18 protein-coding genes are annotated in these 24,393 nt (G+C 59.4%); 7 read left to right on the top strand and 11 right to left on the bottom strand.

Annotated elements, in window-relative coordinates; genetic code table 11:
• Positions 1-58: 58 nt before the first annotated feature.
• Positions 59-2,698: an ATP-dependent chaperone ClpB gene (clpB, locus tag BLW03_RS12390; protein ID WP_074654366.1), complete on the bottom strand. Its 2,640-nt coding sequence runs from the start codon at positions 2,696-2,698 to the stop codon at positions 59-61.
• Positions 2,699-2,833: 135 nt separating this feature from the next.
• On the opposite strand from clpB, the gene BLW03_RS12385 reads away from it, so the two are divergent.
• The gene (locus tag BLW03_RS12385; RefSeq protein WP_212733191.1) at positions 2,834-3,463 is read left to right on the top strand and encodes a YoaK family protein; all 630 of its coding nucleotides are present in this window, start codon (positions 2,834-2,836) and stop codon (positions 3,461-3,463) included.
• Between the two features lie 55 nt (positions 3,464-3,518).
• Here BLW03_RS12385 and BLW03_RS12380 read toward each other — a convergent pair whose 3' ends face one another.
• Positions 3,519-4,049 carry an Hsp20/alpha crystallin family protein gene (locus BLW03_RS12380; protein WP_074654364.1) on the bottom strand — a complete coding sequence of 177 codons (531 nt, stop codon included), beginning with the start codon at positions 4,047-4,049 and terminating at the stop codon, positions 3,519-3,521.
• A gap of 202 nt (positions 4,050-4,251) precedes the next feature.
• On the opposite strand from BLW03_RS12380, the gene BLW03_RS12375 reads away from it, so the two are divergent.
• Positions 4,252-5,385: an acyltransferase family protein gene (locus tag BLW03_RS12375; protein ID WP_074654363.1), complete on the top strand. Its 1,134-nt coding sequence runs from the start codon at positions 4,252-4,254 to the stop codon at positions 5,383-5,385.
• A 304-nt stretch (positions 5,386-5,689) separates the two neighbouring features.
• Here BLW03_RS12375 and BLW03_RS12370 read toward each other — a convergent pair whose 3' ends face one another.
• The 4 genes from BLW03_RS12370 to BLW03_RS12355 form a co-directional block, all read right to left on the bottom strand.
• Complete coding sequence (locus BLW03_RS12370; RefSeq protein ID WP_139285189.1) at positions 5,690-6,451, bottom strand: cytochrome c3 family protein; 762 nt, start codon at positions 6,449-6,451, stop codon at positions 5,690-5,692.
• 169 nt (positions 6,452-6,620) lie between these two features.
• Positions 6,621-8,189 (bottom strand): GMC oxidoreductase, encoded by a 1,569-nt coding sequence (locus BLW03_RS12365; protein ID WP_074654361.1) that lies wholly within the window; start codon positions 8,187-8,189, stop codon positions 6,621-6,623.
• 83 nt (positions 8,190-8,272) lie between these two features.
• Positions 8,273-9,028 (bottom strand): gluconate 2-dehydrogenase subunit 3 family protein, encoded by a 756-nt coding sequence (locus BLW03_RS12360; RefSeq protein ID WP_170835029.1) that lies wholly within the window; start codon positions 9,026-9,028, stop codon positions 8,273-8,275.
• Between the two features lie 141 nt (positions 9,029-9,169).
• The gene (locus BLW03_RS12355; RefSeq protein ID WP_074654359.1) at positions 9,170-10,114 is read right to left on the bottom strand and encodes a LysR family transcriptional regulator; all 945 of its coding nucleotides are present in this window, start codon (positions 10,112-10,114) and stop codon (positions 9,170-9,172) included.
• A 138-nt stretch (positions 10,115-10,252) separates the two neighbouring features.
• On the opposite strand from BLW03_RS12355, the gene katG reads away from it, so the two are divergent.
• Both katG and BLW03_RS12345 read left to right on the top strand, forming a co-directional pair.
• The gene (gene katG, locus BLW03_RS12350) at positions 10,253-12,538 is read left to right on the top strand and encodes a catalase/peroxidase HPI (RefSeq protein WP_074654358.1); all 2,286 of its coding nucleotides are present in this window, start codon (positions 10,253-10,255) and stop codon (positions 12,536-12,538) included.
• 162 nt (positions 12,539-12,700) lie between these two features.
• Complete coding sequence (locus tag BLW03_RS12345; protein ID WP_212733190.1) at positions 12,701-14,245, top strand: glycoside hydrolase family 43 protein; 1,545 nt, start codon at positions 12,701-12,703, stop codon at positions 14,243-14,245.
• A gap of 8 nt (positions 14,246-14,253) precedes the next feature.
• On the opposite strand, the gene BLW03_RS12340 is transcribed toward BLW03_RS12345, so the two are convergent.
• The gene (locus tag BLW03_RS12340; protein WP_074654357.1) at positions 14,254-15,666 is read right to left on the bottom strand and encodes a carboxylesterase/lipase family protein; all 1,413 of its coding nucleotides are present in this window, start codon (positions 15,664-15,666) and stop codon (positions 14,254-14,256) included.
• Positions 15,667-15,713: 47 nt separating this feature from the next.
• Complete coding sequence (locus BLW03_RS12335; protein WP_074654356.1) at positions 15,714-16,904, bottom strand: hypothetical protein; 1,191 nt, start codon at positions 16,902-16,904, stop codon at positions 15,714-15,716.
• Positions 16,905-17,175: 271 nt separating this feature from the next.
• Here BLW03_RS12335 and BLW03_RS12330 point away from each other — a divergent pair, with 271 nt between their 5' ends.
• Positions 17,176-17,931, top strand: coding sequence for a cupin domain-containing protein (locus tag BLW03_RS12330; RefSeq protein WP_074654355.1), 756 nt, complete (start codon positions 17,176-17,178; stop codon positions 17,929-17,931).
• Here the strand turns inward: BLW03_RS12330 and BLW03_RS12325 are convergent.
• The 3 genes from BLW03_RS12325 to BLW03_RS12315 form a co-directional block, all read right to left on the bottom strand.
• Complete coding sequence (locus BLW03_RS12325; RefSeq protein ID WP_244502064.1) at positions 17,897-18,694, bottom strand: endonuclease III domain-containing protein; 798 nt, start codon at positions 18,692-18,694, stop codon at positions 17,897-17,899. The genes BLW03_RS12330 and BLW03_RS12325 overlap by 35 nt on opposite strands.
• Positions 18,695-18,717: 23 nt before the next feature.
• Positions 18,718-19,563 carry a DUF4097 family beta strand repeat-containing protein gene (locus BLW03_RS12320; RefSeq protein WP_074654354.1) on the bottom strand — a complete coding sequence of 282 codons (846 nt, stop codon included), beginning with the start codon at positions 19,561-19,563 and terminating at the stop codon, positions 18,718-18,720.
• 64 nt (positions 19,564-19,627) lie between these two features.
• Positions 19,628-20,032, bottom strand: coding sequence for a cupin domain-containing protein (locus BLW03_RS12315; protein WP_244502063.1), 405 nt, complete (start codon positions 20,030-20,032; stop codon positions 19,628-19,630).
• A gap of 91 nt (positions 20,033-20,123) precedes the next feature.
• On the opposite strand from BLW03_RS12315, the gene BLW03_RS12310 reads away from it, so the two are divergent.
• Positions 20,124-21,371: an ROK family transcriptional regulator gene (locus BLW03_RS12310; protein WP_074655979.1), complete on the top strand. Its 1,248-nt coding sequence runs from the start codon at positions 20,124-20,126 to the stop codon at positions 21,369-21,371.
• 126 nt (positions 21,372-21,497) lie between these two features.
• Entirely contained in the window at positions 21,498-24,383 is a 2,886-nt protein-coding gene (locus tag BLW03_RS12305) for a TonB-dependent receptor (protein WP_074654352.1), read from the top strand.
• Positions 24,384-24,393: the final 10 nt, after the last annotated feature.

Raw genomic sequence — 24,393 nt, 5'->3', positions numbered from 1 at the left:
GCAAAGAAGTCCCGCCACGATCACTCGTGGCGGGACTTCTGGTTCACTTCGGGAGCGATCAAACTTCGACTGGCTCGGGCACATCCTCGTGCACCACCACATCGAAGGTCAGGTGGTCGCCCTTCGCATCGATCCGCACATGATCGCCGTGGCGCACGTCACCGCTGAGGATCTTGATCGCCAGCGGGTCCTGCACCATCCGCTGGATCGCCCGCTTCAACGGTCGCGCTCCATACGCCCGGTCGTACCCCGTCTCGAAGACCAGGCGCCGAGCCGCGGGTGTCAGCTCCAGCTTGATCTTGCGATCGTCCAGCAGGTGCTGCAGCTCGCCCAGGCGTAGATCGACGATGTGCGTCAACTGTTCCTCACCCAGCGAACGGAAGACCACAATGTCATCCACGCGGTTCAGGAACTCCGGCCGGAAGTGCTTTTTCAGCTCATCCAGCACACGCGACTTCGCGTCCTCGAAGCCGTCCGGTCCCTCGGCCCACGCCGTCGTCAACGCACTCGCGCCGATGTTCGACGTCAGGATCAGCACCGTGTTCTTGAAGTCCACTGTGCGTCCCTTCGAGTCGGTCAGACGGCCATCGTCCAGCACCTGCAACAGGACGTTAAAGACATCCGGATGCGCCTTCTCGATCTCGTCGAAGAGGATGACGGCGTAGGGACGCCGACGCACAGCCTCGGTCAACTGGCCGCCCTCGTCGAAGCCCACGTACCCCGGAGGTGCGCCGATCAGCCGCGCCACCGCGTGCTTCTCCATGTACTCGGACATGTCGATGCGCACCATTGCCTGCTCGTCATCGAAGAGGAAGTCCGCCAGCGCACGCGCTGTTTCGGTCTTACCCACCCCCGTCGGGCCAAGGAAGATGAACGACCCAATCGGCCGCTTCGGATCGCTAAGACCCGCACGGCTGCGGCGAATCGCATTGCCGACAGCCACCAGCGCCTCATCCTGACCGACAACCCGCTCACGCAGACGCGACTCCATCTGCACCAGCTTCTGCACCTCGCCTTCGAGCATCTTGCTGACCGGAATCCCCGTCCAGCGCGAGACGATATCCGCGATGTCCTCCTCGTCGACCTCTTCCTTCAGCATGCGGCTGGTCTTGCCATCATTCACCGCATCCTGCTCGGCTTCCAGCTTCGCCAGTTCGGCCTCAGCCTTCGGCAGATCGCCGTAACGAATGGCAGCTGCACGCTCCAGGTTGCCGCGGCGCGTCTGGTCTTCGGCCTCAAAGCGCAGGCTCTCCACCTGCTTCTTCAGCTCGGTGATGTTGCCAATGGCGTCGCGCTCATGCTGCCACTTCGCGCGCAGGCCGCTGGACTTTTCCTGCAGCTCTGCGAGTTCACGCTCGACCGTCTCCAGGCGATCCACGGAGTTCGCATCCGTCTCCCGCGTCAGCGCTGCCTTCTCAATCTGCAGTGACACCACACGCCGGTCGATCGCATCGATCTCTTCGGGCACCGAACCGATCTGGATGGCGAGCGAGGCAGCAGCTTCGTCCACCAGGTCGATCGCCTTATCCGGCAGGAAACGATCGCTGATGTAGCGGTGCGAAAGCTCCGCCGCCGCGATGATGGCTGCGTCCTTGATGCGGACGTTGTGGTGCGCCTCGTACTTCTCCTTCAGGCCACGCAGGATGGCGATGGTGTCCTCGACGTTCGGCTCACCGACGTACACCTGCTGGAAGCGACGCTCCAGTGCCGCATCCTTCTCGATGTACTTACGGAACTCACTGAGTGTGGTCGCACCAATCGCACGCAACTCGCCGCGTGCCAGCGCCGGCTTCAGCATGTTGCTGGCATCGACCGCACCCTCGGCCGCCCCTGCGCCGACAAGCGTATGCAACTCGTCGATGAACAGAATGATCTGCCCATGCGAATCCTCAATGTCCTTAAGCATCGCCTTCAGGCGCTCTTCAAACTCACCGCGGAACTTCGCACCCGCCAGCATGCTGGCAAGGTCCAGCGAGACAACACGCTTGTCCTTCAGGCTCTCCGGCACATCGCCGCGAACAATGCGGTTTGCAAGTCCCTCGACGATAGCGGTCTTGCCAACGCCCGGCTCGCCGATCAGCACGGGATTATTCTTCGTGCGGCGGCTGAGGACCTGGATGACGCGGCGAATCTCTTCATCGCGCCCGATCACTGGATCCAGCCGGCCCTCACGCGCCTGCTTGGTCACGTCCTTGCCGTACTTCTCCAGCGCCTGGAACTTGCCCTCAGGGTTCTGGTCTGTCACGCGCTGCGATCCACGCACCTGCGTCAGCGCACGCAGGATGGCGTCGTGCGTTGCGCCCAGCGCCGCAAGGGCCGCCTGCGTGGGGTCGTTCTTTGTCTGGGCAAGCGCCAGCAACAGGTGCTCGGTCGAGACGTATTCGTCCTTGAAGTTCTCCGCCTCTTTGAAGGCCTGCTCCAGAACGCGATTGAGCGCAGTGCCGCCGTTGGGCTGCTGCTGTTGCCCCTGGATCCGCGGCAGCTTCCCGATCGCCGTGTTCACACTCAACAGCAACTGCTGCGCCGACACATCCATCTTCTGCAGCACGGGCAGCACAATGCCCTCACGGTCTTCCAGCAGCGCCGCCAGCAGATGCAGCGGCAGCACCTCCGGATTGCCGTTTTCTGCAGCCATGCTGCCACCGGCGGCAATTGCCTCCTGCGACTTCACTGTCAGCTTGTCCCACTTGATCGCCATACGTCCTCTTCACCCTCTCGCGCAAAATCTCTGAAATCATTGCTGCACGGAGCTACTGGCTGCCGCGCCTTTGGAGGGACCACAAAACCGTTGCCCGCTCCGCTTCCACAAACCCGTGGGATTATCCTGTCCGTCGTGCTGCTGGCCATGTCCAGCGGCCTGACCGACGCGCTTGTCTACATCCTGCATGGCGGCGTCTTTGCCTTTGCGATGACAGGAAACCTGGTGCTGCTGGGCGTCTCGGTCGCAACGCACGATACCGGCGAAGTCTTTCGCCACATGGTTCCGCTGCTGGGCTTTGCCGCCGGTGTACTTGCTGGCAAGTCTATGCTGCGATGGCAGCGCTCCCTCGTGATGCCCGTCACCATGCTGCTACAGGCCACCGTACTTCTCCTGGCCGGCCTCTTTGCCGGCCGGCTCCACTCGAATGTGCTGGTCATCACTCTCTCTGTCAGTGGAGGCATACTCGTCACTGTCCTTCGAAAAGTAGGCGACATCCCCTTCAACATCGCCTTCATGACCGGCAACCTTCGGGCTGTGATCGTAGGCGCATTCGATGCGGTCTTCCCACCGGAACACTCCACCGCGGTGCGTGGCGCCTCCGAGTTCAGGATCGTCGGCCTGACCTGCGCCGGCTTCCTCTGCGGAGCGGCCATCGGTGGTACGACCGCGCATCGTTTGCAGAATCATGCCTTCTGGATCGCTGCCCTGCTCTTCTTCGTTGCCGGTTACCTGCTACGGCGCGCCGAGACGACCGAAGCCTGAGCCGCGACGAGGGCTGGCCGGCAGCCCTCGCGCAACTCCTTACACGACAGGCGCCTTAGGCGGCCTGCTGCTCCGTGCCGGCGGCTACAGGCTGGTTCACCTGCGCCTCCACCTGCTTCGCCTGTGTAGCGGTCCCCACTGCAACCTTGATCTGCTTCGGCTGTGCCGCAAGCTTCTTCGGCAGCTCGATCACGAGTACACCGTTCTCGGCATGCGCACGCACCTGCTCGGTGTCCACGGTCTGCGGCAGCGTGAAGCTGCGAACAAACGATCCAAAGCGGCGCTCGATGCGACGGAAGTTCTCTTCCTTCACTTCGTTCGAAAAGCTGCGCTCGCCCCGGACGGTCAGCGTGTTATTTTCCACGCGGACATCCACATCCTCCGGCTTGATACCGGGGACCTCAAAGGTCAGCGCCAGTTTCTGCGCGTCCTCATAGATGTCGACTGCCGGCACGAACGATCCGGCGCTCAGGCTCTCGCCGCCATCCGCGGCGTTCTGCGGTCGGTCGAAATCGTGAAAGATCGAGTTCAGGCGGTTCTGAAGAACGGCAACGTCAGAAAACGGGGTAAATCGCGTGATGGTCATGGCTCAGGCTCCTGTGCAAGATTTGTCGAGCCGGATCGCAGTCGCTGCGGTAGTACGGCTCACTACATCTGACGCAGAGCTTAGCATAACGGATGCATACTATGTGAGTCTTATGCACTCACTTTATCTTTTGATTTGATCGATCTCACGAGCGCCGCTTCCACCAAGGTTGCTCCGTTTTGCTCCGTGGTACAAACAACCTATGGATAGCGTGGACGACCGGTTCAACCTGAGCCCTGATTCCATGCAACGATCCGGCCCCAAACCACAACGTCAGATCGAATTGGATTTCATTCGAGGCATCGCGATACTCCTCGTTGTGGATTACCACGAGGGCTCCCTCCTTCTCGCGCCCTTTCGACGCCTTTATCCTCAAAATTTCGAAGGCGCGGTCGGCGTTGCGATCTTCTTTGTACTGAGCGGCTTCCTCGTCGGCGGATTGCTGATGCGCGAGTGGAAGGAACGCCACTCGCTGGACTGGAAGCGGTTCCTGATCCGGCGCGGCCTCAAGATCTGGCCTCAGTACTATGTCTTCATCCTGATCATTCTTTTGACCGGGCACCGGCCTCTTGTGCAGATGTGGGGGAACATCCTCAACATTCAGAACTACATCGGCGGCGTCGCGCATACCTGGAGCCTGGCGGTCGAGGAACACGCCTACCTCTTCCTCACTGCGGTGATCGCGGTAGGCGTGGCTCGCCAAGTCAGTAAGCGTCATATGTTTCTGGGCTTGGCGGCGCTTGCTGCCGGACTCTCTGTCTTCCGCGATGTGCAATCCTCGCGTGGCGTCCCGGTCTTTTTGCCCTCCCAGTACCGCATGACTGGGATTCTGTTCGGCGTGCTGATTGCCATGCTGTTTCACTTCTGGCCGCACCACTTTGCAAGGCTTCAGAGCTCACGAGCAGTCTGGGTAACGGTGATCGCTGGATGGCTCGTGTATCAGGCTGCTCTGGTTCGGTATCCGCGACTTGGCGCTGTCCTATACGACTCGCTGGATTTGCTTGGTGTCGCCACTCTCTTGCTGCTGTATCGCAGTTCTCCCACGCTGGGTAGGAAAAACCCTGTCTATCGATCGGTCGCGTGGATTGGCCTGTACTCCTACGGCATCTACCTGTGGCACGTTTCGGTTGGTGATCCGATCTCCAGGCTTCTGGCCCGGCTGCCGCATACCCTGTCTCCTCTGGTTGTAGACCTGATAAAAATGGCGATCGGCATCGCGCTTGGGATCGTGATGTCAGAGCTTGTCGAGATTCCGATGCTGCGCCTGCGGGACAGGATCTTCCCGAAGCAGACTCGATCCCGGCTGGAAGTCGGAATCGAGGAGGTTGCTCGCTGACCCAGGATGCCGTCCCTTCAGGACCGTGTCGGCCTTAGCCGCGAGAAGTACGTGTCAAGAGGTAAATCGTTTAAACAGCTTTATTTCAATCACTTACACTGAGCGCATTTCGCCCCGAAGTTGGTAGAATAGAGATACAGACAGAAAGGCCTCACCGAGAACGGTGAGGCCTTCGTTCGTTGCCCTAAGTCCTTGTTATCTAATTTTTACCCGCAACCCTTTTGGAATCTAATTTTTGCCAAAAAGGGAAACGTCAAGTCCTTTGTTTTCTAATTTTTAGCGGAAACCGGGGGGGGGGTACCCCTCAGCGCGTCAGCCCTGCTGCGAGCGTCCCCGGCATCGCCATGGGAGCCAGGAACTGCCGAAGCGAGTGACTCACCGTATTGCTCTGCCGCATGAGCATCGCGACGAGCCGCGAGTCAGACTCGATGGCTGGCTGATGGAGCTGCACGGAGTTGAGCTGGTGGCAGGTGTCGCAGGTTGTCGGAGCGGATTTCTGCGTGTGGCAGCTGATGCAGCCGCCCATCGACAGATCCTTCTCCTTCGTCATGACCTCGCGCTCGGCGACCGGACCGTGACAGTCCTGGCACTGCGCCGCCGCGTGCGTCTTGTGGCTGAAGGTGACGAACGACGGCACGCGGTAGATGCGCACCCACTGCACGTTCTCCTCGTTCTTGGCCATGTCGGACAGCCGCTTGATGTCCGGCTTGTCGGTCGCGATGGCCGCATGGCAGAGCATGCACTTGGTCGGCTGCGGCATGGCAAGCGTGCTGCCGTTGCGTGATGGTTCGTGGCAGTCGTTGCAGCCCATCTTCGCGTCGCCGATGTGCTTCTTGTGGCTGAAGCTGATCGGCTGCCCCGGCCCGGGGGGCGGGCTGGCAATCGTCGGCGCGCCCGACGAAGCGACCGTCCCTGGAGCGGGAGCGGTCGACGGTGGCGGCCCTACAGGAGCGTCCTGCGCACGCGCGAGCGGCATCACAGCGACTGTCGCGATCAGGAGGAACAGAGATCGTATTGCGGGAAAGGTCAGCATCTTCACCATTCGGAAGGGCATAGCTTCAGCCATGCCATAACGGAGTTCTACGGAACGGGCTTTAGCCCCTGAGGTTGAGCATTCTCGTCCTCAACACGGATAAGAAAAGCGTACCTTAGTGGCTAAAGCCGACGAGCTTGCAAGGCCCTTTCGGCACAGCTGAGGCTGTGCCCTTCCGAGTCACGCAATCGCACCGCGCAAGCTACACATTCCCCTTACGCATCTCTTCCGCCAGATACTCCGACGCACGCATCGCCAGCGTACACATGGTGATCGTCGGGTTCTGCCAGCCTGCACTGACGAAGACGCTGGCGTCCGTAATGAAGACGTTCTTCATGTCGTGCGTCTGGTTCCACTGGTTGACGACACCCTTCTTCGGGTCCGCGCTCATACGAGCGGTGCCCTGCTCATGGATGGAGAAGCCCGGCGGGTTGAACTCGTAGTTCTTCACCAGGATGTCGAAGCCCGCATCGGTCGCCATGGTGGCCATGGTGTCGATGTAGTCCTTCGTCATGTTGGTCTCGTTGCTCGTGTACTTCGTGGAGATGTTCAACGTCGGCATGCCCCACGCGTCCAGCACCTGCTTGTTCAGCGTGACGTGGTTCTCATAGTGACCGAGCGTCTCGCCCATGATGTTGGTCGAGAAGCTGCTGCCGTTGTAGCTCGCCAGCTTGCTGTCCAGCTCCGCACCGTAGTAAGGCAGCGCACGCGCGTCGAACGGACCGTTGCTGCAGGAAACATTCACTGCGTAGCGGCGCAGGAAACCGTCCGTCTTGGTCTCGAGGTTCCGGAAGCCTGGGATAAGGGCTCCGCCGCCGGTGATGCCGCGGCTCTTGCCGTCGCGTGCTTCCGGCACACTGCAGATGATGCCTGCGCCGTAGATCTGGTCGGTCAGGTAGTGGCCCAGCGCACCGCTGGAGTTGCAGATCTCGGAAGCCATCAGGAGCTTGGTCGTCTCCAGCGTGCCGGCTGCAACGATGATCACGCGAGCCTTCAGCGTCATCTCGCGGTGTGAGTGACGGTCCACGAAGACCACACCGTCTGCGAGGCCGGTGTTCTTGTCCACGGTGATCTGCCGCACGATGGCATTCGGGATCGTGGTGAGTTTGCCTGTCTGCACAGCGTCCGGCAGCAGCAGGTTCAGTGACGACGCCAGGCCGTCGCGGCCCTGCGAGGAGCGTGGCTTGGTGACAGGAACACCGTGCTTCTTGCCGGCATCCACAAAGCGCTGCATCGCGCCGGACCACGGAGCCTTGTCCTCGATGAACTTGCCGTCCGGATACTGCGGCAGGTGTTCGGTCGATCCGGTAACGCGGAAGATCTCCTCCACGCGGTCGTAGTAAGGTGCCAGATCCTTGTAGGAGATCGGCCAGTTCTCACCGAAGCCGTCGTGGTCCTTGCTCTTGAACTCGTAGTCACTGTGCCGGAACGACTGGCGGCCCCAGAAGGGTGACCGGCCACCGACACTGCGCACACGGACCCAGTTGTAGACCTGGTCTGCCGGATGCGAGTACGGAATGACCTTCTCGTCCACCCACTGGTTCTCGTTGAACTCGCTGGACTGGTAGATATGCGGATTGCGGCCAGGCGTGCCGAGGCCGCGGAAGGGCAGCTGCGACGCAGGCTTCAGTTCGCGATACTTCTCAAAGTTCAGCATCGGACCGGCATCGAGCATGGTGCATGCGATGCCCTTCTCCGTGAGGATCTTCGCAGCCATGCCGCCGGTGTGACCGGAGCCGATGATGAGGACGTCAACCTTCTTTTGTGCCATGCGCTTTTCTTGCTCTCTCTTGTCGCGAACCCGCGGGACTGTTAGCTGCATGCCTGGCTATAAATGCCCGGCTTTGTGCGTGCTTAGCTGTGAGCGTGCTTCGTGGTCGGCGTAGCCTGTGCAACACCGTGCTTGACCCAAGTGTCGATGCCCGGATCGATAGGGCTCCAATACAGGCCAACACCGGGCGTGCGCTCACCGGCAGCGTCAGCCGCCATGGCCCACGCAGTCGAGTTCATCGTAACGGTGCGAATGTCGCGATGCGCCAGGTTGACGAAGCGCACGTGCACTTCACGCGGCGGATGATCGTTCATCCAGCCCTTCAGATGAGGACGGATCACAGCGTCTGCCTGCTTCGGATCGGCCTTGGCGAAGGCGACCTTGAACTGCTTCATGGTGTCAGCGTTCAGCCGGTCGAGTCCGTCGTTGTACATCTTCTGCTGGTCGGCTGGAGCAGCACCGAGATAGAAATCCAGGAACTCCGGAGCGCCTGCCTTCACAGCACTGGGATAGTCGCTGCTGGCAGGCATGAGGATCTCGCACAGATGCACAAGAGTGGCGTAGCGCACCGGCGTGAAGTAACGCGTCTCGGTGGTGGCAACGACATCCGGTTGCGAGAGAGGAATATTCGGTGTGTGGAACTCGCCAAGCTGCCGCACACGCTGCTGTGCCGCAGGACTGGATGCGGCGGCGGGATTCACCGCCATGGTTCCCTGGTCGGTCGCATTGGCTGCCGGCGCGGGATTCTGCGCCTGCGGTGGTGTCTTCTGTTGGCCGAGTGCAGTTCCGGCTGTTGCCGTCGCGACGGCCAGCCCCTTCACAAAGTCACGCCTCTTCATGGACGCCATGCTAGTGCGGCGCGTAGAAGGTCGTCAAATCCTTTCGATCGGTATGTTTCCTGTCATGAAGGTTACGAACTGCGGCAGGGTGCGATTGATCAAGAGGCAACATGGAAGTGGAAAGATACCTGTTTTTCGCGCTTACGGATGTGCCGAAGTCTCGCAGGACTGTCTCTCAGTTGCTCCGCTGCTCGGACGTCGGTTTGGACGCGTCTCTGCTTTCGGTTCCATCCAAGTTGCAAGCGCCTGCTGCACAGTGTTGAAGTTCCTGCCTCGTAACGAGGCGAGGACGATCGTCCGGACCGCGTTGCTGTCCCGAATGAGGACGAAGCGGCACGATGCGGTCGGCTCAACGGCCATCTCCGGCACCAGCGACAAGCCGATGCCTGCGCCGACCATGCCCAGAACACTGCTGAACTGACCGCTCTCAAAGGCAATGTTTGGATTCACACGTGCACTGCCGCAGATGCTGAGGCTCAGGTCGCGGAAGCAATGGCCATCGCGCAGCATAACGAACGATTCGCCGCGAAGCTCCGCGAGCGAGAGCGACTCGCTCTTTGCCAGTGCGTGCGTACGCGGCAGCACTGCGAACAGGGGTTCCGTTCGTATCGGATGCAGATCGAGATCCTTGTGACGAAGCGGCAACGCAAGCAGCGCAAAGTCAATCGACAGATCGCGCAAGCCTTCGATCAGCACCGGCGTGGTGTCTTCCACGATCCTCAGACGGGCGTCGGGATACTGCTTAGTGAACGATGACGTATAGCCAGGGACGAGGTAGGGCGCGATCGTCGGGATCGCCCCGAGCGTGACGCTGCCAGAGACGCCGTCGTTGTTCGAAGCGACGCTGGCACGTGCGAGGTCAAGCCGCTCAAGCACGGCGCGCGCGTGGGGTAAGAAAGCGCGCCCTGATTCCGAGAGACGGACACCTCTCCCGAGTCGATCAAACAGCTTCGTACCCAGTTCCTCCTCGATCTTCATCACCTGTTGGGAGAGCGAGGGTTGTGCGACCTGGCAACGCTCCGCAGCGCGGCTGAAACTGCCGGTTTCGGCTACGGCACACACGTAGCGCAGCTGGTGAACTTCCATAGGTAAAGACTATATGAATGATGTCGCATACGTATTGGAACTATCTCTCAGGCGGTGCTACAGTCGAACCCTGTGAGATGAGATGGGCGTCGGCGATGCCCTTCCTCAAGAGAAAACGCAACACAAAAGGAGAGCATCATGGCGAGCGACCAGACCGAATTCACGGCCGAAGCAAAGTCCGAACCGAACGCTCAGGTAGCCAATCAGGCTGCCTGCCCGTTTGACCACAAGGCGGCAGGCAACGGAGCAGCACCCAGCACCGCAGCACAGAAACATGCAGCCATGAGCAACCGCGACTGGTGGCCGAACCACCTTCGCCTCGATCTGCTGCATCAGCATTCGCGCCTGTCGAACCCTATGGCTGAGGAGTTCAACTACGCCGAAGAGTTTAAGAAGCTGGATTACTGGGGCTTGAAGAAAGACCTGGCCGCCGTCATGACGGACTCGCAGGACTGGTGGCCCGCAGACTTCGGCCACTACGGTCCATTGATGATCCGCATGGCCTGGCACTCGGCCGGAACCTACCGCACCTTCGACGGTCGCGGCGGTGGCGGACGCGGTCAGCAGCGATTCGCTCCGTTGAATAGCTGGCCTGATAACGTGAACCTCGACCGCGCCCGTCGTCTGCTTTGGCCTGTTAAACAGAAGTACGGGAAGAAGATTTCCTGGGCGGACCTGCTGATTCTGGCTGGCAACGTCGCGCTTGAAACCATGGGCTTCAAGACGTTTGGCTTCGCCGGTGGACGTCCCGATGTCTGGGAGCCGGACATGGATGTGAACTGGGGTGCAGAGAACACCTGGATGGGCACAGACAAGCGCTTCTCGGGCGACCGTGAACTGGATCCGGCGCATGCTACCACCACCATGGGCCTGATCTATGTGAACCCGGAAGGCCCCGAGGGTAAGCCGGATCCCGCTGGCGCTGCGCGTGATATCCGCGTGACGTTTGGCCGCATGGCCATGAACGATGAAGAAACCGTCGCGCTGATCGCCGGCGGCCACACCTTCGGCAAGACGCACGGCGCGGGCGCGGGACACCACCTGGCGCACGATCCGGAAGGTGCGCCGATTGAGAACCAGGGCATTGGCTGGTCCAGCGCGTACAAAACCGGTATCGCCGGCGACGCCATTACCAGCGGCCTGGAAGTCACCTGGACCACCAAGCCCCGCGAATGGTCGAATGAGTATTTCGAGCACCTGTTCAAATACGAGTGGGAGCTGACGGAGAGCCCGGGCGGCGCAAAGCAGTGGAAGCCCGTGGGCGACCAGGGCGCGAACACCGTTCCTGATGCGCACGACCCCTCCAAGAAGCATCAGCCCGGTATGCTGACGACGGACATCGCTCTGCGCATCGATCCGATCTACGAGAAGATCTCGCGCGACTTCTTCGAGCATCCTGACAAGTTTGCCGATGCGTTTGCGCGCGCGTGGTTCAAGCTGACTCACCGCGACATGGGACCGAAAGCCCGCTACATGGGTCCTGAAGTTCCCAAGGAAGACCTGATCTGGCAGGACCCGATTCCCGTGCCCAACTACACGCCGATCGACGAGGCGGATATCAAGGCACTGAAGGAGAAAGTTCTAACCTCGGGCCTCACGATCCCTGAACTCGTCTCAACAGCATGGGCTTCCGCATCGAGCTTCCGTGGTTCCGACAAGCGCGGTGGTGCGAACGGCGCACGTGTTCGCCTTTCTCCACAGAAGGACTGGAAGGTCAATCAGCCGGAGCAACTGGCCCGCGTCCTCGCAAAGCTGCAGCAGATTCAAGGCGAGTTCAACGGCTCCGCTACCGGTGGCAAGAAGCTCTCCATCGCCGACCTCATCATTCTCGCGGGTGCAGCGGCTATCGAGAAGGCAGCGAAGGATGCGGGCATTGCAGTGACGGTGCCGTTTACGCCTGGCCGCACAGATGCGACGCAGGAACAGACGGACGCAGAGTCCTTCGCCCCGCTGGAGCCCAAGGTCGATGGCTTCCGTTCGTTCGGCTACAACTATCCGGAGCCAGCTGAGGTTGCGCTGCTGGACAAGGCGCAGCTCCTGCGTCTGACAGCGCCGGAACTCACGGTGCTGATCGGCGGCCTGCGCGTGCTGAACGCGAACCATGAAGGGACGAACTTTGGTGTCTTCACCGATCGTCCCGGAACGCTGACAAATGACTTCTTCGTGAATCTGCTGGACATGAAGTACGTCTGGAAGGCGCTCGACGAAGGCAAGAACACTTTCGAAGGCAGCGAACGCAAGTCGGGCCAGGCGAAGTGGAAGGCAACACGCGCCGACTTAGTCTTTGGCTCGAACGCGCAGCTCCGTTCGTTGTCTGAGGTTTACGCCTGCTCAGACTCGCATGAGAAGTTCGTAAAGGATTTCGTCGAGGTCTGGCACAAGGTCATGAACCTCGACCGCTTCGACATCATCCACACCGTCTAAGCGACCTCGTCTATCGAAGCGGCAGCGGCTGACTACAACATCGCAAGTGTTGCAGTCAGCCGCTGTCATTTTTGTCTACCGTAAGAATTCCTCGCGTGCGTCCGACTACACGGAGCTAGTCGCCCGGCCAAGAGAGCATGCGAGACCTGTCATTATGGCTGCATGACACTTCGTACCATGGTGGCCCTCACCCTTGGACTTTTCGCTGGCTCTATGACGGCGCAGCAGCGCAGGGTCCCGTTTACGAATCCGATTCTGTTCTCCGACTATTCGGATCCAGACGTGATTCGCGACGGCAGTCACTACTACCTTGTGGCTTCGACGTTCTCGTACGTGCCCGGTCTGCCCATTCTGGAGTCGACCGACCTGGTGCACTGGAAGATCATCGCGCATGCGGTGAACCGGCTGGACATGAGCCCGATCTACGACTTCAAGGACCCCGACCCGAAGGTTGGCGCAAACGGCTACGGCAAAGGCATCTGGGCCCCTGCCATCCGCAAACATGGCGGTCTGTTCTACATCTACTTTCCGACGCCGACCGAGGGTATCTATGTCACGACGGCAAAGAAGATCACTGGTCCGTGGTCAGAGCCGGTTGCAGTCCTTCAGGAACCAAAACTCGAAGACCCGTGCCCTTTCTGGGATGACGACGGCCAGGCTTACTTAATCCACTCACGCACGGGCGCCGGTCCGCTGATCCTGCACAAAATGTCTCCAGATGGCATGACGCTTCTTGACGACGGCAAAGAGATCCTCCGCGACCCAGTGAACCTGAAAACGCTGGAGGGCCCGAAGCTCTATAAGCGCAACGGCTGGTACTACATCTTCGCTCCATTCGGCGGCGTCTCGACCGGAGCGCAAGTGGTGCTGCGGTCGAGGAACATCTACGGTCCGTACGAACGGAAGGTGGTGCTGGCGCAGGGCAGCACGGACATCAACGGCCCGCACCAGGGCGGTTGGGTCGAGACTCCGGAGGGTGATGGCTGGTTCATGCACTTCCAGTCGCGCGGCGCACACGGACGCATCGTTCGCCTGGAGCCGGTGCGCTGGGAAGATGACTGGCCAGTGATGGGCAACAACGGTGAACCGGTTGTGGCGGGTGATGTTCTCGTGAAGAATGTGCCGCCTTCCGCAGTGAAGCCGCAAACCTCGGATGAGTTTCACAGTGCAGTGCTCGGACAGCAATGGGAGTGGAACCACAATCCTGTGCCGGGATGGTCGCTGAGTGCTCGGCCTGGCTTCCTGAGGCTGAAGCCACTGCCCGCAACGGATCTGCTGACCGCCTACAACACGCTGACGCAGCAGATGCAGGACGAGTCCTTCACCTTTACGACGGAAGCCAGCGTATCGCGCATGAGCGATGGTGTGCACGCTGGCCTGGCGATGCTTGAGAAATCCTGGAGTGGGTTAGAAGTCGTGCAGGACGGAGGCAAACGTACGCTGCGCTATACCAGCACAACAAATCACGTCGACGGGCCGGAAGTGCGTGATGCGACGTTGCAATTGCGGCTTGAGGTGAGCAAGGACGAGGTGCAGTATTCCTATTCAATGGACGGCGGCGCGCACTTCATAGTACTTGGGCCGAAGACGAAGATTACCTTCAGTTGGTGGAAGGGCTCGCGACCGGCACTGTTCGCCTACACAACAGGTACAGACAAGGGAGCGGGCGCAGTGGACTTCAACTGGGCACATTATCTGCCGAAGTAGCGGCGAGACTACTCGAACCTGAAGTTGTCCCACAGTCGCAGTTCGGACTCGAAAGGCTGCCGCTCGACCGTGCTGGTTCTGTTGAACAGCATGGTCGGACGCTGTTGCGGATCCCATTTCGGCCACGGAGGAAGTCCGCTTGCAGCAGGCGGCTCGCCCTTAATGAATGCCACCCAGGCGTCGTGCATCTGCCGTTCCAGCACATGCGCGGAGGGCGGTTCGGCTGCGGAGAGCGTCTCCCACACGTAACCCAGATCGTAGGAGTGATAGCTCAGACCCTTGTGCGGTCCAGTGGCCGCAGCCTCGTCGAGCCGATAGAACCAGGTAGACCCTCCACCTTTGGCATGCGCCTGCGCCACACGGATGCTGGGCACCCAGTACTCTTCCGCGGTCAACGCGCGGATGTTGATGTCGGCCGTCGACATCGTTGGGTACAGCTTGCGATAGCGCGCAAGCTGCGCGTTGAACTCCGCCTCGGTAGCATTCGCCAGACGCTGTTGCTTGATTGGCTCGGCCGCATGTTCGCCAAGATAGAGCGCATTCTCGTCACGGTTGGTACCGATCAGGAGCCGCTTGCCGCTGGTGTTCCCCGCCGCGATTGCGGGCAAAATGCGATGCGGCAGGAGCGCCCCATCTGCTTCGGTACGCAGGGGAAAATTGGCGGGCCACGCATCGGTCATGGCTACCTGCGCCTGGAGCAGCGCTGCTGCGTTGGCGGCCTGGATGCCGCCCGGCGTGCGGTCCTTCAGCTGCGCCGCAAAGGCCTCCGTCACATGGGCCGACGTAGCCGTGTCCAGAATTCGTTCGCCGCCGCCACTCTCGCTGATCATGCTACGGAACAAAGGCTTCGCCTCTTCGATGGCCATCAACGATGCCACCAGCTTGGCCCCGGCAGACTCGCCACCAATGGTGACTCGCGATGGATCGCCACCATAGGCACGGACATTCTTCTGCACCCATTTCAGGGCAAGGATGAGGTCGCGAACTGCATTGTTTGCGCTGTCTCCATAATCGGGCCCGAGCAGCGGCGACCAGTCCAGAAAGCCGAAGATACCGAGACGATACGCCACAGTAATGCAGACAATGCCCTGTTTCGCGAAGACACTTCCATTAACGTCGTTCGGACTTCCGCCAGTGAAGCCGCCTCCATGAATCCATACATACACTGGGAATGGTCCCGCCCCCTGCGTAGCCAGATCCGGTGCATAGACGTTCAGATACAAGCAATCTTCGCTACAGCCAGCTCGACCCGACTGCATGGCAGGTGGAGGCAACTTGTGGAGGCTGGGAGTGCCTTCGCGCACCGGAACGGGCGCGCTAAAACGCAGTGTGCCCACGGGCGGTTGCGCGTAGGGAATGCCGAGCGCGATCTCTACTCCATTGCCCGTGACAGCCTCTCCAGTAGGGGGCGCCACAGACATGGCCGCTAGCATGGCCAGGAATTTGCGACGTGATGAACAGTGGCTGCTCACTTAGACAACTCCAGTCGGTCAGGTTGTCGAAGGTACGCGCCGTCACTTCGTCTAACTCGAGGCAGGCACAACTCGAGGCAAACAAGCGTGTAGGGACCATATACATAACGTGGCTGGATAAATGGAGTAGCCGCCGTAATGATTAGCGTGAGTGTAGCAAGCAGGATCAAGGGGCGATCCATGCGGTAGCGACCTTTCCAAAACGCCCAGGCAAAAACAATCATGTACGCAAGACATCCAAGCGGCTGAAATAGTTGCTGCTGTGGGTCGTCCAAGCCATTTGCAAGAAAGGACCCGCTGATGTAGTCACCTAGGCTGGCAAGGCGCCCAGCGAGATTCATCAGGATTTTAGGCGCGAGCACAAGCGGGAAGCCAAAGTTCTCCTGAATCTGATTCAGTGAGGTGATAAGGCCACCATTTGCCAGGATCGCATCGAATAACGAGCTACTAACCCCCAGCAATTTAAACGCGATGGGATAAGCCAGCGTGATGGCTGCGATCAACAACCACACAGCAGCCTTCGGTCTGCGACGAAAACATAGGCGTTGCAAAAAGAAAAGGGCGAGGACGAATGCCTGTTCCCATCGAGCAAGGAAAGCGAACAAAAACATCCAGAAAAGCAGCAATTTCGTTGGCCGCACCGACGTTAGATATTTCGCAGCCAAGACTGATGCGAACAGAGCGATTATCTCTTTGTTCAGCGTGGTTATACTTGGCAACAACTCCGCATTCAGTAACATCAAGCACGCAAATCGCACCTTGTATAGGTTGGGAATTGACGCTGCTATTTTAAGTGCAAGGCCGAATAGCAAGATATTGAAAACCATCACGAAGATGCCATCGCGGAACAGATAAGCGATTGCAACGGGTCCAAGGAAGTTCCCCGTCAAACTCACCAGCTTGTCACTGTCTAATTCGCCGACAGCCTTGGCAGCAGCCCAGTATCGGTCAGAATCCGCACCGATGCGGACGATCGAGTCGCCCTCGATCCAGGACCGCACGTAGCCGAAGTAGACCGCCACACAGATCGCAAGGTAGCCGAATATCGAGGCGATGAGTACCCATTCCTCTACTCCTCGGAGCCGGAACATCCGGATCTTCGCCACTTGCGGCAGTCGCAGCACTGGCGTCGCCGGCAACCGGAACACGAGATCATGCAAGCGAACGCTCAGGCTAGGCAGACGCATTAACTCAGCATACCCTTATCTCCGAACAAAATCCTGACTTCACCATCCCGCGTTCTGCTCGCTCCAAGTCCCTCGCAGATGGACGTAGCCCGGCACGGTCTACACTTTACGTGTCAACTAACCCTGAATCACCCACTCATGGCGAGGAGCGACTCGGATGCACTTACGAGCCCATAATCTTGCGTTTTGCCTTGCTCTCTCCCTGGGGATTGTTCTACCAGCACAGACGACATCGACGCTCCCACCAGGCGTGGTGCTATGGAAGGGAGGCATGCCTCCAGACGGGCTCAAGGGAAAGGCGGACTTCGGCGATCACACACTTGGGATCTATGTTCACGATGGCGCGCCTGGAACACCGGAGTCGCACGACGCTAAGGACGACATCTTCCTGATACAGAGTGGATCGTCAGATTTTCGCGTAGGTGGCACCGGCGTTAGCATGCGTTCGACTGGGTCGGGAGAGAAGCTTGGCACCGACATCTCTGGCGCGACGACTATTCACCTGGTGAAGGGCGACGTCATCACAATCCCCGCCGGCATGGTCCACCAATACCTAACCAAACCCGGCGAGAAGATCACGTATCTGGTGATCAGACGGGTGAAACAAGAAGACACTGTCCCGCCGCAGCCGCAGATGGAGGGCATGCCGGTTGGCGTCATCCACTGGCCGAACGGCACGCCGCCAGAAGGCCTACAGCACAAGGCCAACTTCGGTGATCACATCCTCTACGGTTATCACCGCGAGAAGAGTGGCGCCATTGAATTTCACGAAACACAGGATGACGTCTTCGTTGTCGAGAAGGGCGAGGCCGATTTCCTGGTCGGCGGAACTGGCGTCGGTATGCGCGTTAGTGGCAAGGGCGAGCAGCAAGGGACGTCCATCGACGGCGCAACGCGTGTTCACCTGACGAATGGTGACGTCATTACGATCCCAGCGAATATGCCGCATCAGTTCGTGCTCACGTCCGGGCAGCAGCTCGATTACTTCATTATCAAGATCGTGAAGTCGCAGCCGCAGAACCCGTAAGGCAGACTTCGCGCAACGGGCATCGAGTGCAGTGTGCTTCACGCAGCGAACAGACGCGCTGGCCCAGCTTTTTCACCAGTGTGTGATGCTCATCCATCGTGATCGCGGTCCAACCGACGGGTGTCAGAGGTACAAGTGTGGCTTCCACTTGCCGAGCGGTTGCGTTGGCAGGTGCAATGCCAAGCCGAATGGCGATGCGTTGATGGTGGCCGTCGATTGCGATCGCCCTTCGGCGCAACGAAGAAAAGTTGACGACCGCCGCGCTCGCCTTCACACCCGCGCCAGGTAGCTCTTCAATCCAGGCGCGCACCTTGTCGGTCCGATACTTTGCGAGAAAGGCCAGGGAGAGCGAACCGACTCGCTCGGTGATCCGCTCCAGCGTGCGCTTGAGTTGCACGGCCTTACGATCCGGGAAGGTCGCCAGCCGCAGGGTGTCTTCAATCTCGGCAACCGACGCATCGCGTAGCCGCTCCCACCGCACCTCGTCCCAACTGTTAGGCCCGCTCGGCCAACCACCAAAGCGCTCTCGAAGAGCGAGGATCGTCGCCTGCGATTCTGCATCTTTCGTTCGTGAGGAACAGAGAGAGTAGATGAGTTGGGTAAGCGGATCCCACACCTCTCGTGGCGCTGGCGGCTCGCCCCACCACGTCAGCAGGCGGTCCTGTATCTCCTGCAGATCGCGGAAGAGCAGTGGCCGCTCGGGCCGTGAGGCATCCGGGAAAAGGGCGGCTTGTTGAGCCGTAGGCACATCCGTTAGACGCAACGCGAGCCCTTCGCGAAACGGTGCTAGCGGGCGTTCAGCGTAATGCCACCGGCCCCGGAGCGTAGGGAGAGCGAGGGGCCTCCGCCGTTTGCTGCGCCGTGGACGTGGCGATCAGAAGAGGACTGACTCATCAACGGCAGGTCGCAGTGGAGCGGGCCGTGGCCAGTAGACAGGTCAACATCGGCTCTCAAATCACGCGGGACAGTCATGGAGATGCCACCATGCCCCGTCGAGACACGCGAACTACTCGTGAAATTCGTGCCAGGTTCCAGAGCTATGCGAACTGACCCGTTGCCCGACCGCGCGTCCATCTGGGACAGCCGGCCTTCAAGAGTCAAAGCTCCGTTGCCACTGACCGCGGTCAGCGTACCGTCTGCACGATGTACCGTTATCGCGCCATTACCGCTCGTGATCCGCAGCGCCCCCTTCGCGTCGTCGATCTGGACGGCTCCATTGCCCGTCTTCACTTCGATGGAGCCGTGCACGCCCGCCAGTTGCAGGGCGCCGTTGCCAGAGCGCAGTTCCACGTCAGATTCAGTAGGAAGATCCACGGTCACTTCCGGCGAGCGCCCATGCCAGCCCATGAAGAAACTGTCGTTTTCTCGGCGCTTCAGATCGAAGTGCACCACGTTGCCGCCCTGCATCTCTGTTACATGCCAACGGGACAGGTCGTTCTCGTGCGCGTCCACATGGATGCGAACCGTGCGACACTCGCCACAACTCCGCATGGTCACCGATGCGTTGTCTACGCTGACCTGCACAGCGGCCCGACCGCTGACGTTATAGGTCTTTTCCCAGGTCCCCTGCGCGACAGCAGTGACGGCGGTAGCGAGAGAGGCAGTAACAACTAGGGCTGACAACGTACGCATAAGGATCTCCTCACCTGCAGTTACGCATCCGGTGTGTACTTTGTTCGAACTTTTTTGCGTTGATTCAGTAGTCCTGCGATGCGATGAAGGTCAACGCGTCGCCGTCCGCGGGATTAACGAAGTGGACGTCTTCTGGCGGTCGACGTGGCGTATCGATGGCAAGAAAGACGAAGGGATGTTCAAGGATTTCGGGTGTCCCATGGACCACGCGGACCTTGAAGTGGATGAGATCTCCCGGCCCAACTTCGCGCACCTCGTCCTGAATCTGTATGCGGCCCCGGCCCTGCAAAACGTACAGATACTCATCGCAGGCAGTATGAAAGTGCAGCGGCGCTGGACGATAGACGCGGAAGATACGACAGCTGGCGGCGACCTCGTCGGTTAACCGGATGTCCCGCAGCATGGTTTCTGCCGTTGCTGGCAACGTGGCGGTGAGCGCCGAAATGTCGAAAAAGTGGCCCTGACTCATGCCATCCATGATGCATCGGCAACCGTCCGGAGACGCAAGCACAATAAACTTCTGGACTTTGTGAATGTTCCTTATAAACTCGGTTCACACGATGCCTCCTACCCTGCTGCCCCTGAGTCCTTCCGCACCCGGCGAGCCCCATGCCGTAGAAGCGGCGCGGCCACCGCACCTGCGTGAGGCGAACTGCCGTGCGCTTTTGCGGTTGCTGCGGAAGAGCAGCCCTTGCTCCAAGGCAGACCTGGTACGCAGTTCCGGACTCTCGGCTCCTACGGTCGCAGCAGCCGTTGCGCAACTTGCTGAATACGGTCTGGTCGAACCGATCGGTGAAGGAAAATCATCGGGCGGACGCCCACCGGATCTGTTGCAGTTCAACGCATCGCACGCCTACGTTGCGGGTGCGGACATCGGTGGCACCTATCTGCGCATGATGCTTGCAGATCTGCATGGCACGACTGTTGCTACCTGGGAAGCGCGTCTGAAGGCAGGCCGTAAGACCCCCGGAGCCGTCGTCTCCCAGATGCGCGAGGGCCTGACGACCATGGCAGAGAGCGCGAATGCCGTTGGTCGCGTTCGACACATTACCGTTGGTGCCCCGGGAATTACGGATGTTCGCAATGGCGTGGTGAAGGCCGCTCCGAACCTGCAGGATTGGAACGATGTGCCCCTGCAATTTTTGCTGGAGAAAGACCTGGGCGTCCAGGCGGCTGTAGAAAACGATGTGAACCTGGCGGCAGTGGGAGAACGATCCCGCGGCATCGCGCACGATGCACGCGACTTTGTCTTTATTGCCATGGGCACCGGAGTCGGCGCGGGCATTTATGTAGAAGGTTCACTGCACCACGGGGCAACATGGTCCGCGGGCGAAATTGGGTATCTGCCAGTCGCGGGTATGCCTCGCGAAACCATGCGCCTGAACGAGACCGGTCAGTTGGAGCGGATTATCGGTGGAGCAGGTATCGAAGATACCTGGAAAGCAGCGTTGCTACGTGAAGGCCTGCATGAGGGTTCCCTGCAGAGGCTGCGCGCGTCGCAGATCTTCGACCTGGCGGGTGACTCCACACGCGATGGTCACGCACTGGCCCTTGAAATCGTCAACTCTACAGCCCGGATTCTCGCGGACGCGATCAGCATCCTGGGGTTACTGTATGACCCTAAGTTGGTCGTACTGGGCGGTGGTGTGGGGTCGCACGAGATTCTGCGCACATCCACCGAAAACTTCCTGCGCAAAAACGAGCTTGCGCAAACAGTGTTGCGGATATCCAGCCTGGGCAAGCAGGCACAGCTGTTCGGCGCGATTTCCTTGTCACTTGCGGCCATCGAGGCCGGCCTTTTCTGTTGACGACACGAGCCGAGAAACGGCAGACGACGACAAGATCGACCTAGTGGCGACACGAACCTACCAAAACAACGAACCGTGGCCGCACGAAATGGCATTTCAAGTAGCTAACTCATTCGGAGGCAGTACATGTCGAGATTTTCCCGCACGGTCATTACTTCCGCGTTGATGCTGTCGGCTGTTCCTGCGGCTTTGGCTCAACAGTCTGTTAATGGAACCATACGCGGCCGCGCATTGGATCCAAGTGGCGCCGCGATTGCCAATGCAACCGTTACCGTCACAAATTCCGCAATCGGCTTCACGAAGACAGCGACGACGGGCAGCAACGGACTCTACACACTCATCAATTTGCCACTCGGCGAATATACCGTTCTGTTCTCGGCACCTGGATTCTCTTCTCTAACAGTGAAAGATGTTGTGTTGAACGCCGGTTCGGAATCCGCAATTGATGGCGAGATGGTAGTCGGAGAAGTTGGATCTTCCGTAAGCGTAGTCGCGGATAACGTCAGCATCGATCCCACAAATCTGAACATCCAGCGCACACTGGATTCGCGTGAAGTGGAGAATCTCCCCTTGACCTCGCGCAATCCCTACAACTTCATCATCTTTCAGCCAGGCGTGTCCGGGCACCCAAACGCAGAACTGGGCATTCCCCGCACCATCAACACGAATGGTCTGCTGGACCGTATTAACTACCAGATGGACGGCATGCTCAATACCGAGAGCGACCGCATCGGCCTGCGCTTCTTCCCGGTGGGAACCATTTTCGTGAAGGAAGTACAAGAAGTCGCGAACTCCTTCGCGCCCGAGTATGGATGGACGACGGGCAATGTTTACAACGTCATCTCGAACAACGGCACCAACCAATATCACGGCATGTTCCAGTTCGTGCAGCGTTGGGTAGATGCAACGGCGTATCCCTTGCTAAGCACCACCGGGTCTGCGAAGCCAAACCTTGAACTGCGTGACTATTCCGGAAACCTGGGCGGACGCATCATCAAGGACAAGCTGTTCTTCTTCGGTTCGTATGAGCAGGTAAAGCGCGGCAGCCCATCGCCGGTCACCGTCACACAAGCGACCATCAACGCGCTCGGCATCCCCGCAGACCAGCTGCAAGCGGCGCCCGGTCTCCTCAGCGGCAAATTCGCTCTCGGTCGTCTTGACTGGACCATCAACAAAAAGAATCAGGCGATGATTCGCTACAACTACTTCGTCAACGACTTCCCGTACAACACGCAGGTCGGCGGCATCAACCTGCGTTCGACGGGCGCGAATTTCAAAGATCGCGCGCACGTCTTCGGCGGTCAGCTCATCACCACCGTAAGCGATCACTTACTGAATGAGTTCCGCATCTCACTGCCGTTGCGCTCCAGTGTTACTTCCGCCGCGACACCAAGCACCGCTCCCACGGTCACAATCACCAACCTAGTCACCATGGGCGCGTCATCCTCCGGCGGCACCACTTACTACGAACACTCGCCTAACGGATCGGAGAATATCTCCTACGTCCGTGGATCGCATGCCATCAAGGCAGGCTTCACGCTTGCGGCCCTTCAACAGCGGCAGCGTGTGGCCAGCTCCAACGTTTACACCTTTGGCTCGATCGCCGCCTATCAGCAGGCGGTGAGCGGTGTAAATCCACGGTCCTACAATTCGTTCACCTCGCAGACAGACACAACGGGTATTGGCTACGCATCACTCTTCTACGGCGGTTACGCGCAAGACACCTGGCAAGTTGCGCCGCGACTAGTTGTAGTGGGTGGTCTACGTTACGATCGCTTCCAGGCACCCAGTGCGAATCCGAATGCACCGGTCGCCGACTCTTGGTCGTTCAATGTACCCGGCGGTAATTTTGCTCCGCGCCTAGGCTTCTCGTTCCGAGCGACAGAGAAAACTGTCTTTAAGGCATCGGCCGGTATTTTCTATCAGCAGACGCCGACTAATCTCTGGTTCAATGCCCTGAACTCGGATGGCTCGAACCGTATCAACAGCTACACGTTCCAGCCCACGCAGACGGGCGCCCCCGCGTACCCGAACATCCCCAGCGCAACCGGCGCCGTGGCTCTGCAGAACGTTCTGACCGTTTCGCCGAACATCAAGAACGAGTACACGTGGAACTTCAACACACAACTGACGCAGCAGCTTGGGTCGCGTAGCTCATTGACTGTCGGCTACATCCTCTCCAACGGCCGCAATCTGATGTATCTGCGCAATATCAACCTGCAGAACCCGGTGGGTACGCTGGCGGACGGACGGCCGGTATTTAATACGAACCTGGCAACGACAAAACCTGACCCGCGCTTCAATCAAATCAATCGTGTGCAGTCCGGCGCTAACAGCAGCTTCAACGCGCTGGTGCTCAACTACACGATGTCCCCAATCCACGGTCTGCAGTTCAACGCGAACTACACCTGGTCGCACACGATTACGGATGCTCCAGAGGTCAACACCTTCGAGCAGAGCACTACCGTGATGGACACTACCAACTACAAGCGCGACCGCGGCAACTCACTGGTTAATCGTCCTAGCGCCTTCAACATGACGGCTGTGCTGGAACCTACTTTCCACTATGGCAGCGGTTTCCTGAACACCATTGCGAATGGTAATCGCTTCGCAATCCTGGCCAACCTGTCTTCGGGCGACCAGGCGAACTTGACGACGTCGACTGGAACGCTGAACGGCGATTCGTCTGCCGGCACCGTACAGCGCCCTGCCTTCGTCGGTCGCAACACATTCCGGTCACCCAACATCTACCAATTCGACGCACGGTATACCCGCACCTTCGGAAAGTACTGGGATCGTTTGGAGCCGTCGTTCCTACTTGAAGCCAATAATGTCTTCAACCACCAGAACATCACCGGCCTGACCGTGACGCAGGCAACCACACCGTACAACTTCGCGCTATCGCAGGCGGCCAACGGTAACGCCGGAGTCGGAACGGGAGCTATCAACACCGTTCGCAGCACGGTCTTGGAAGCTCGCATCGTTCAGTGGGGTTTTGCAGTTCGCTTTTAACGGATGTTGC

The sequence above is a fragment of the Terriglobus roseus genome, assembly GCF_900105625.1.
Classification (GTDB): Bacteria; Acidobacteriota; Terriglobia; order Terriglobales; family Acidobacteriaceae; genus Terriglobus; species Terriglobus roseus_B.
The sequence above is the reverse complement of the archived record's forward strand: the minus strand, read 5'-3'. Positions and strand labels throughout refer to the sequence as shown.

What these genes read in the sequence shown, in the direction of transcription:
- clpB (WP_074654366.1), bottom strand. Translation starts at nt 2,698, where the DNA reads ATGGCGATCAAGTGGGACAAGCTGACAGTGAAGTCGCAGGAGGCAATT.
- BLW03_RS12380 (WP_074654364.1), bottom strand. Translation starts at nt 4,049, where the DNA reads ATGACCATCACGCGATTTACCCCGTTTTCTGACGTTGCCGTTCTTCAG.
- BLW03_RS12375 (WP_074654363.1), top strand. Translation starts at nt 4,252, where the DNA reads ATGGATAGCGTGGACGACCGGTTCAACCTGAGCCCTGATTCCATGCAA.
- BLW03_RS12370 (WP_139285189.1), bottom strand. Translation starts at nt 6,451, where the DNA reads ATGGCTGAAGCTATGCCCTTCCGAATGGTGAAGATGCTGACCTTTCCC.
- BLW03_RS12365 (WP_074654361.1), bottom strand. Translation starts at nt 8,189, where the DNA reads ATGGCACAAAAGAAGGTTGACGTCCTCATCATCGGCTCCGGTCACACC.
- BLW03_RS12360 (WP_170835029.1), bottom strand. Translation starts at nt 9,028, where the DNA reads ATGAAGAGGCGTGACTTTGTGAAGGGGCTGGCCGTCGCGACGGCAACA.
- BLW03_RS12355 (WP_074654359.1), bottom strand. Translation starts at nt 10,114, where the DNA reads ATGGAAGTTCACCAGCTGCGCTACGTGTGTGCCGTAGCCGAAACCGGC.
- katG (WP_074654358.1), top strand. Translation starts at nt 10,253, where the DNA reads ATGGCGAGCGACCAGACCGAATTCACGGCCGAAGCAAAGTCCGAACCG.
- BLW03_RS12345 (WP_212733190.1), top strand. Translation starts at nt 12,701, where the DNA reads ATGACACTTCGTACCATGGTGGCCCTCACCCTTGGACTTTTCGCTGGC.
- BLW03_RS12340 (WP_074654357.1), bottom strand. Translation starts at nt 15,666, where the DNA reads ATGTCTGTGGCGCCCCCTACTGGAGAGGCTGTCACGGGCAATGGAGTA.
- BLW03_RS12335 (WP_074654356.1), bottom strand. Translation starts at nt 16,904, where the DNA reads ATGCGTCTGCCTAGCCTGAGCGTTCGCTTGCATGATCTCGTGTTCCGG.
- BLW03_RS12330 (WP_074654355.1), top strand. Translation starts at nt 17,176, where the DNA reads ATGCCTCCAGACGGGCTCAAGGGAAAGGCGGACTTCGGCGATCACACA.
- BLW03_RS12320 (WP_074654354.1), bottom strand. Translation starts at nt 19,563, where the DNA reads ATGCGTACGTTGTCAGCCCTAGTTGTTACTGCCTCTCTCGCTACCGCC.
- BLW03_RS12315 (WP_244502063.1), bottom strand. Translation starts at nt 20,032, where the DNA reads ATGAGTCAGGGCCACTTTTTCGACATTTCGGCGCTCACCGCCACGTTG.
- BLW03_RS12310 (WP_074655979.1), top strand. Translation starts at nt 20,124, where the DNA reads ATGCCTCCTACCCTGCTGCCCCTGAGTCCTTCCGCACCCGGCGAGCCC.
- BLW03_RS12305 (WP_074654352.1), top strand. Translation starts at nt 21,498, where the DNA reads ATGTCGAGATTTTCCCGCACGGTCATTACTTCCGCGTTGATGCTGTCG.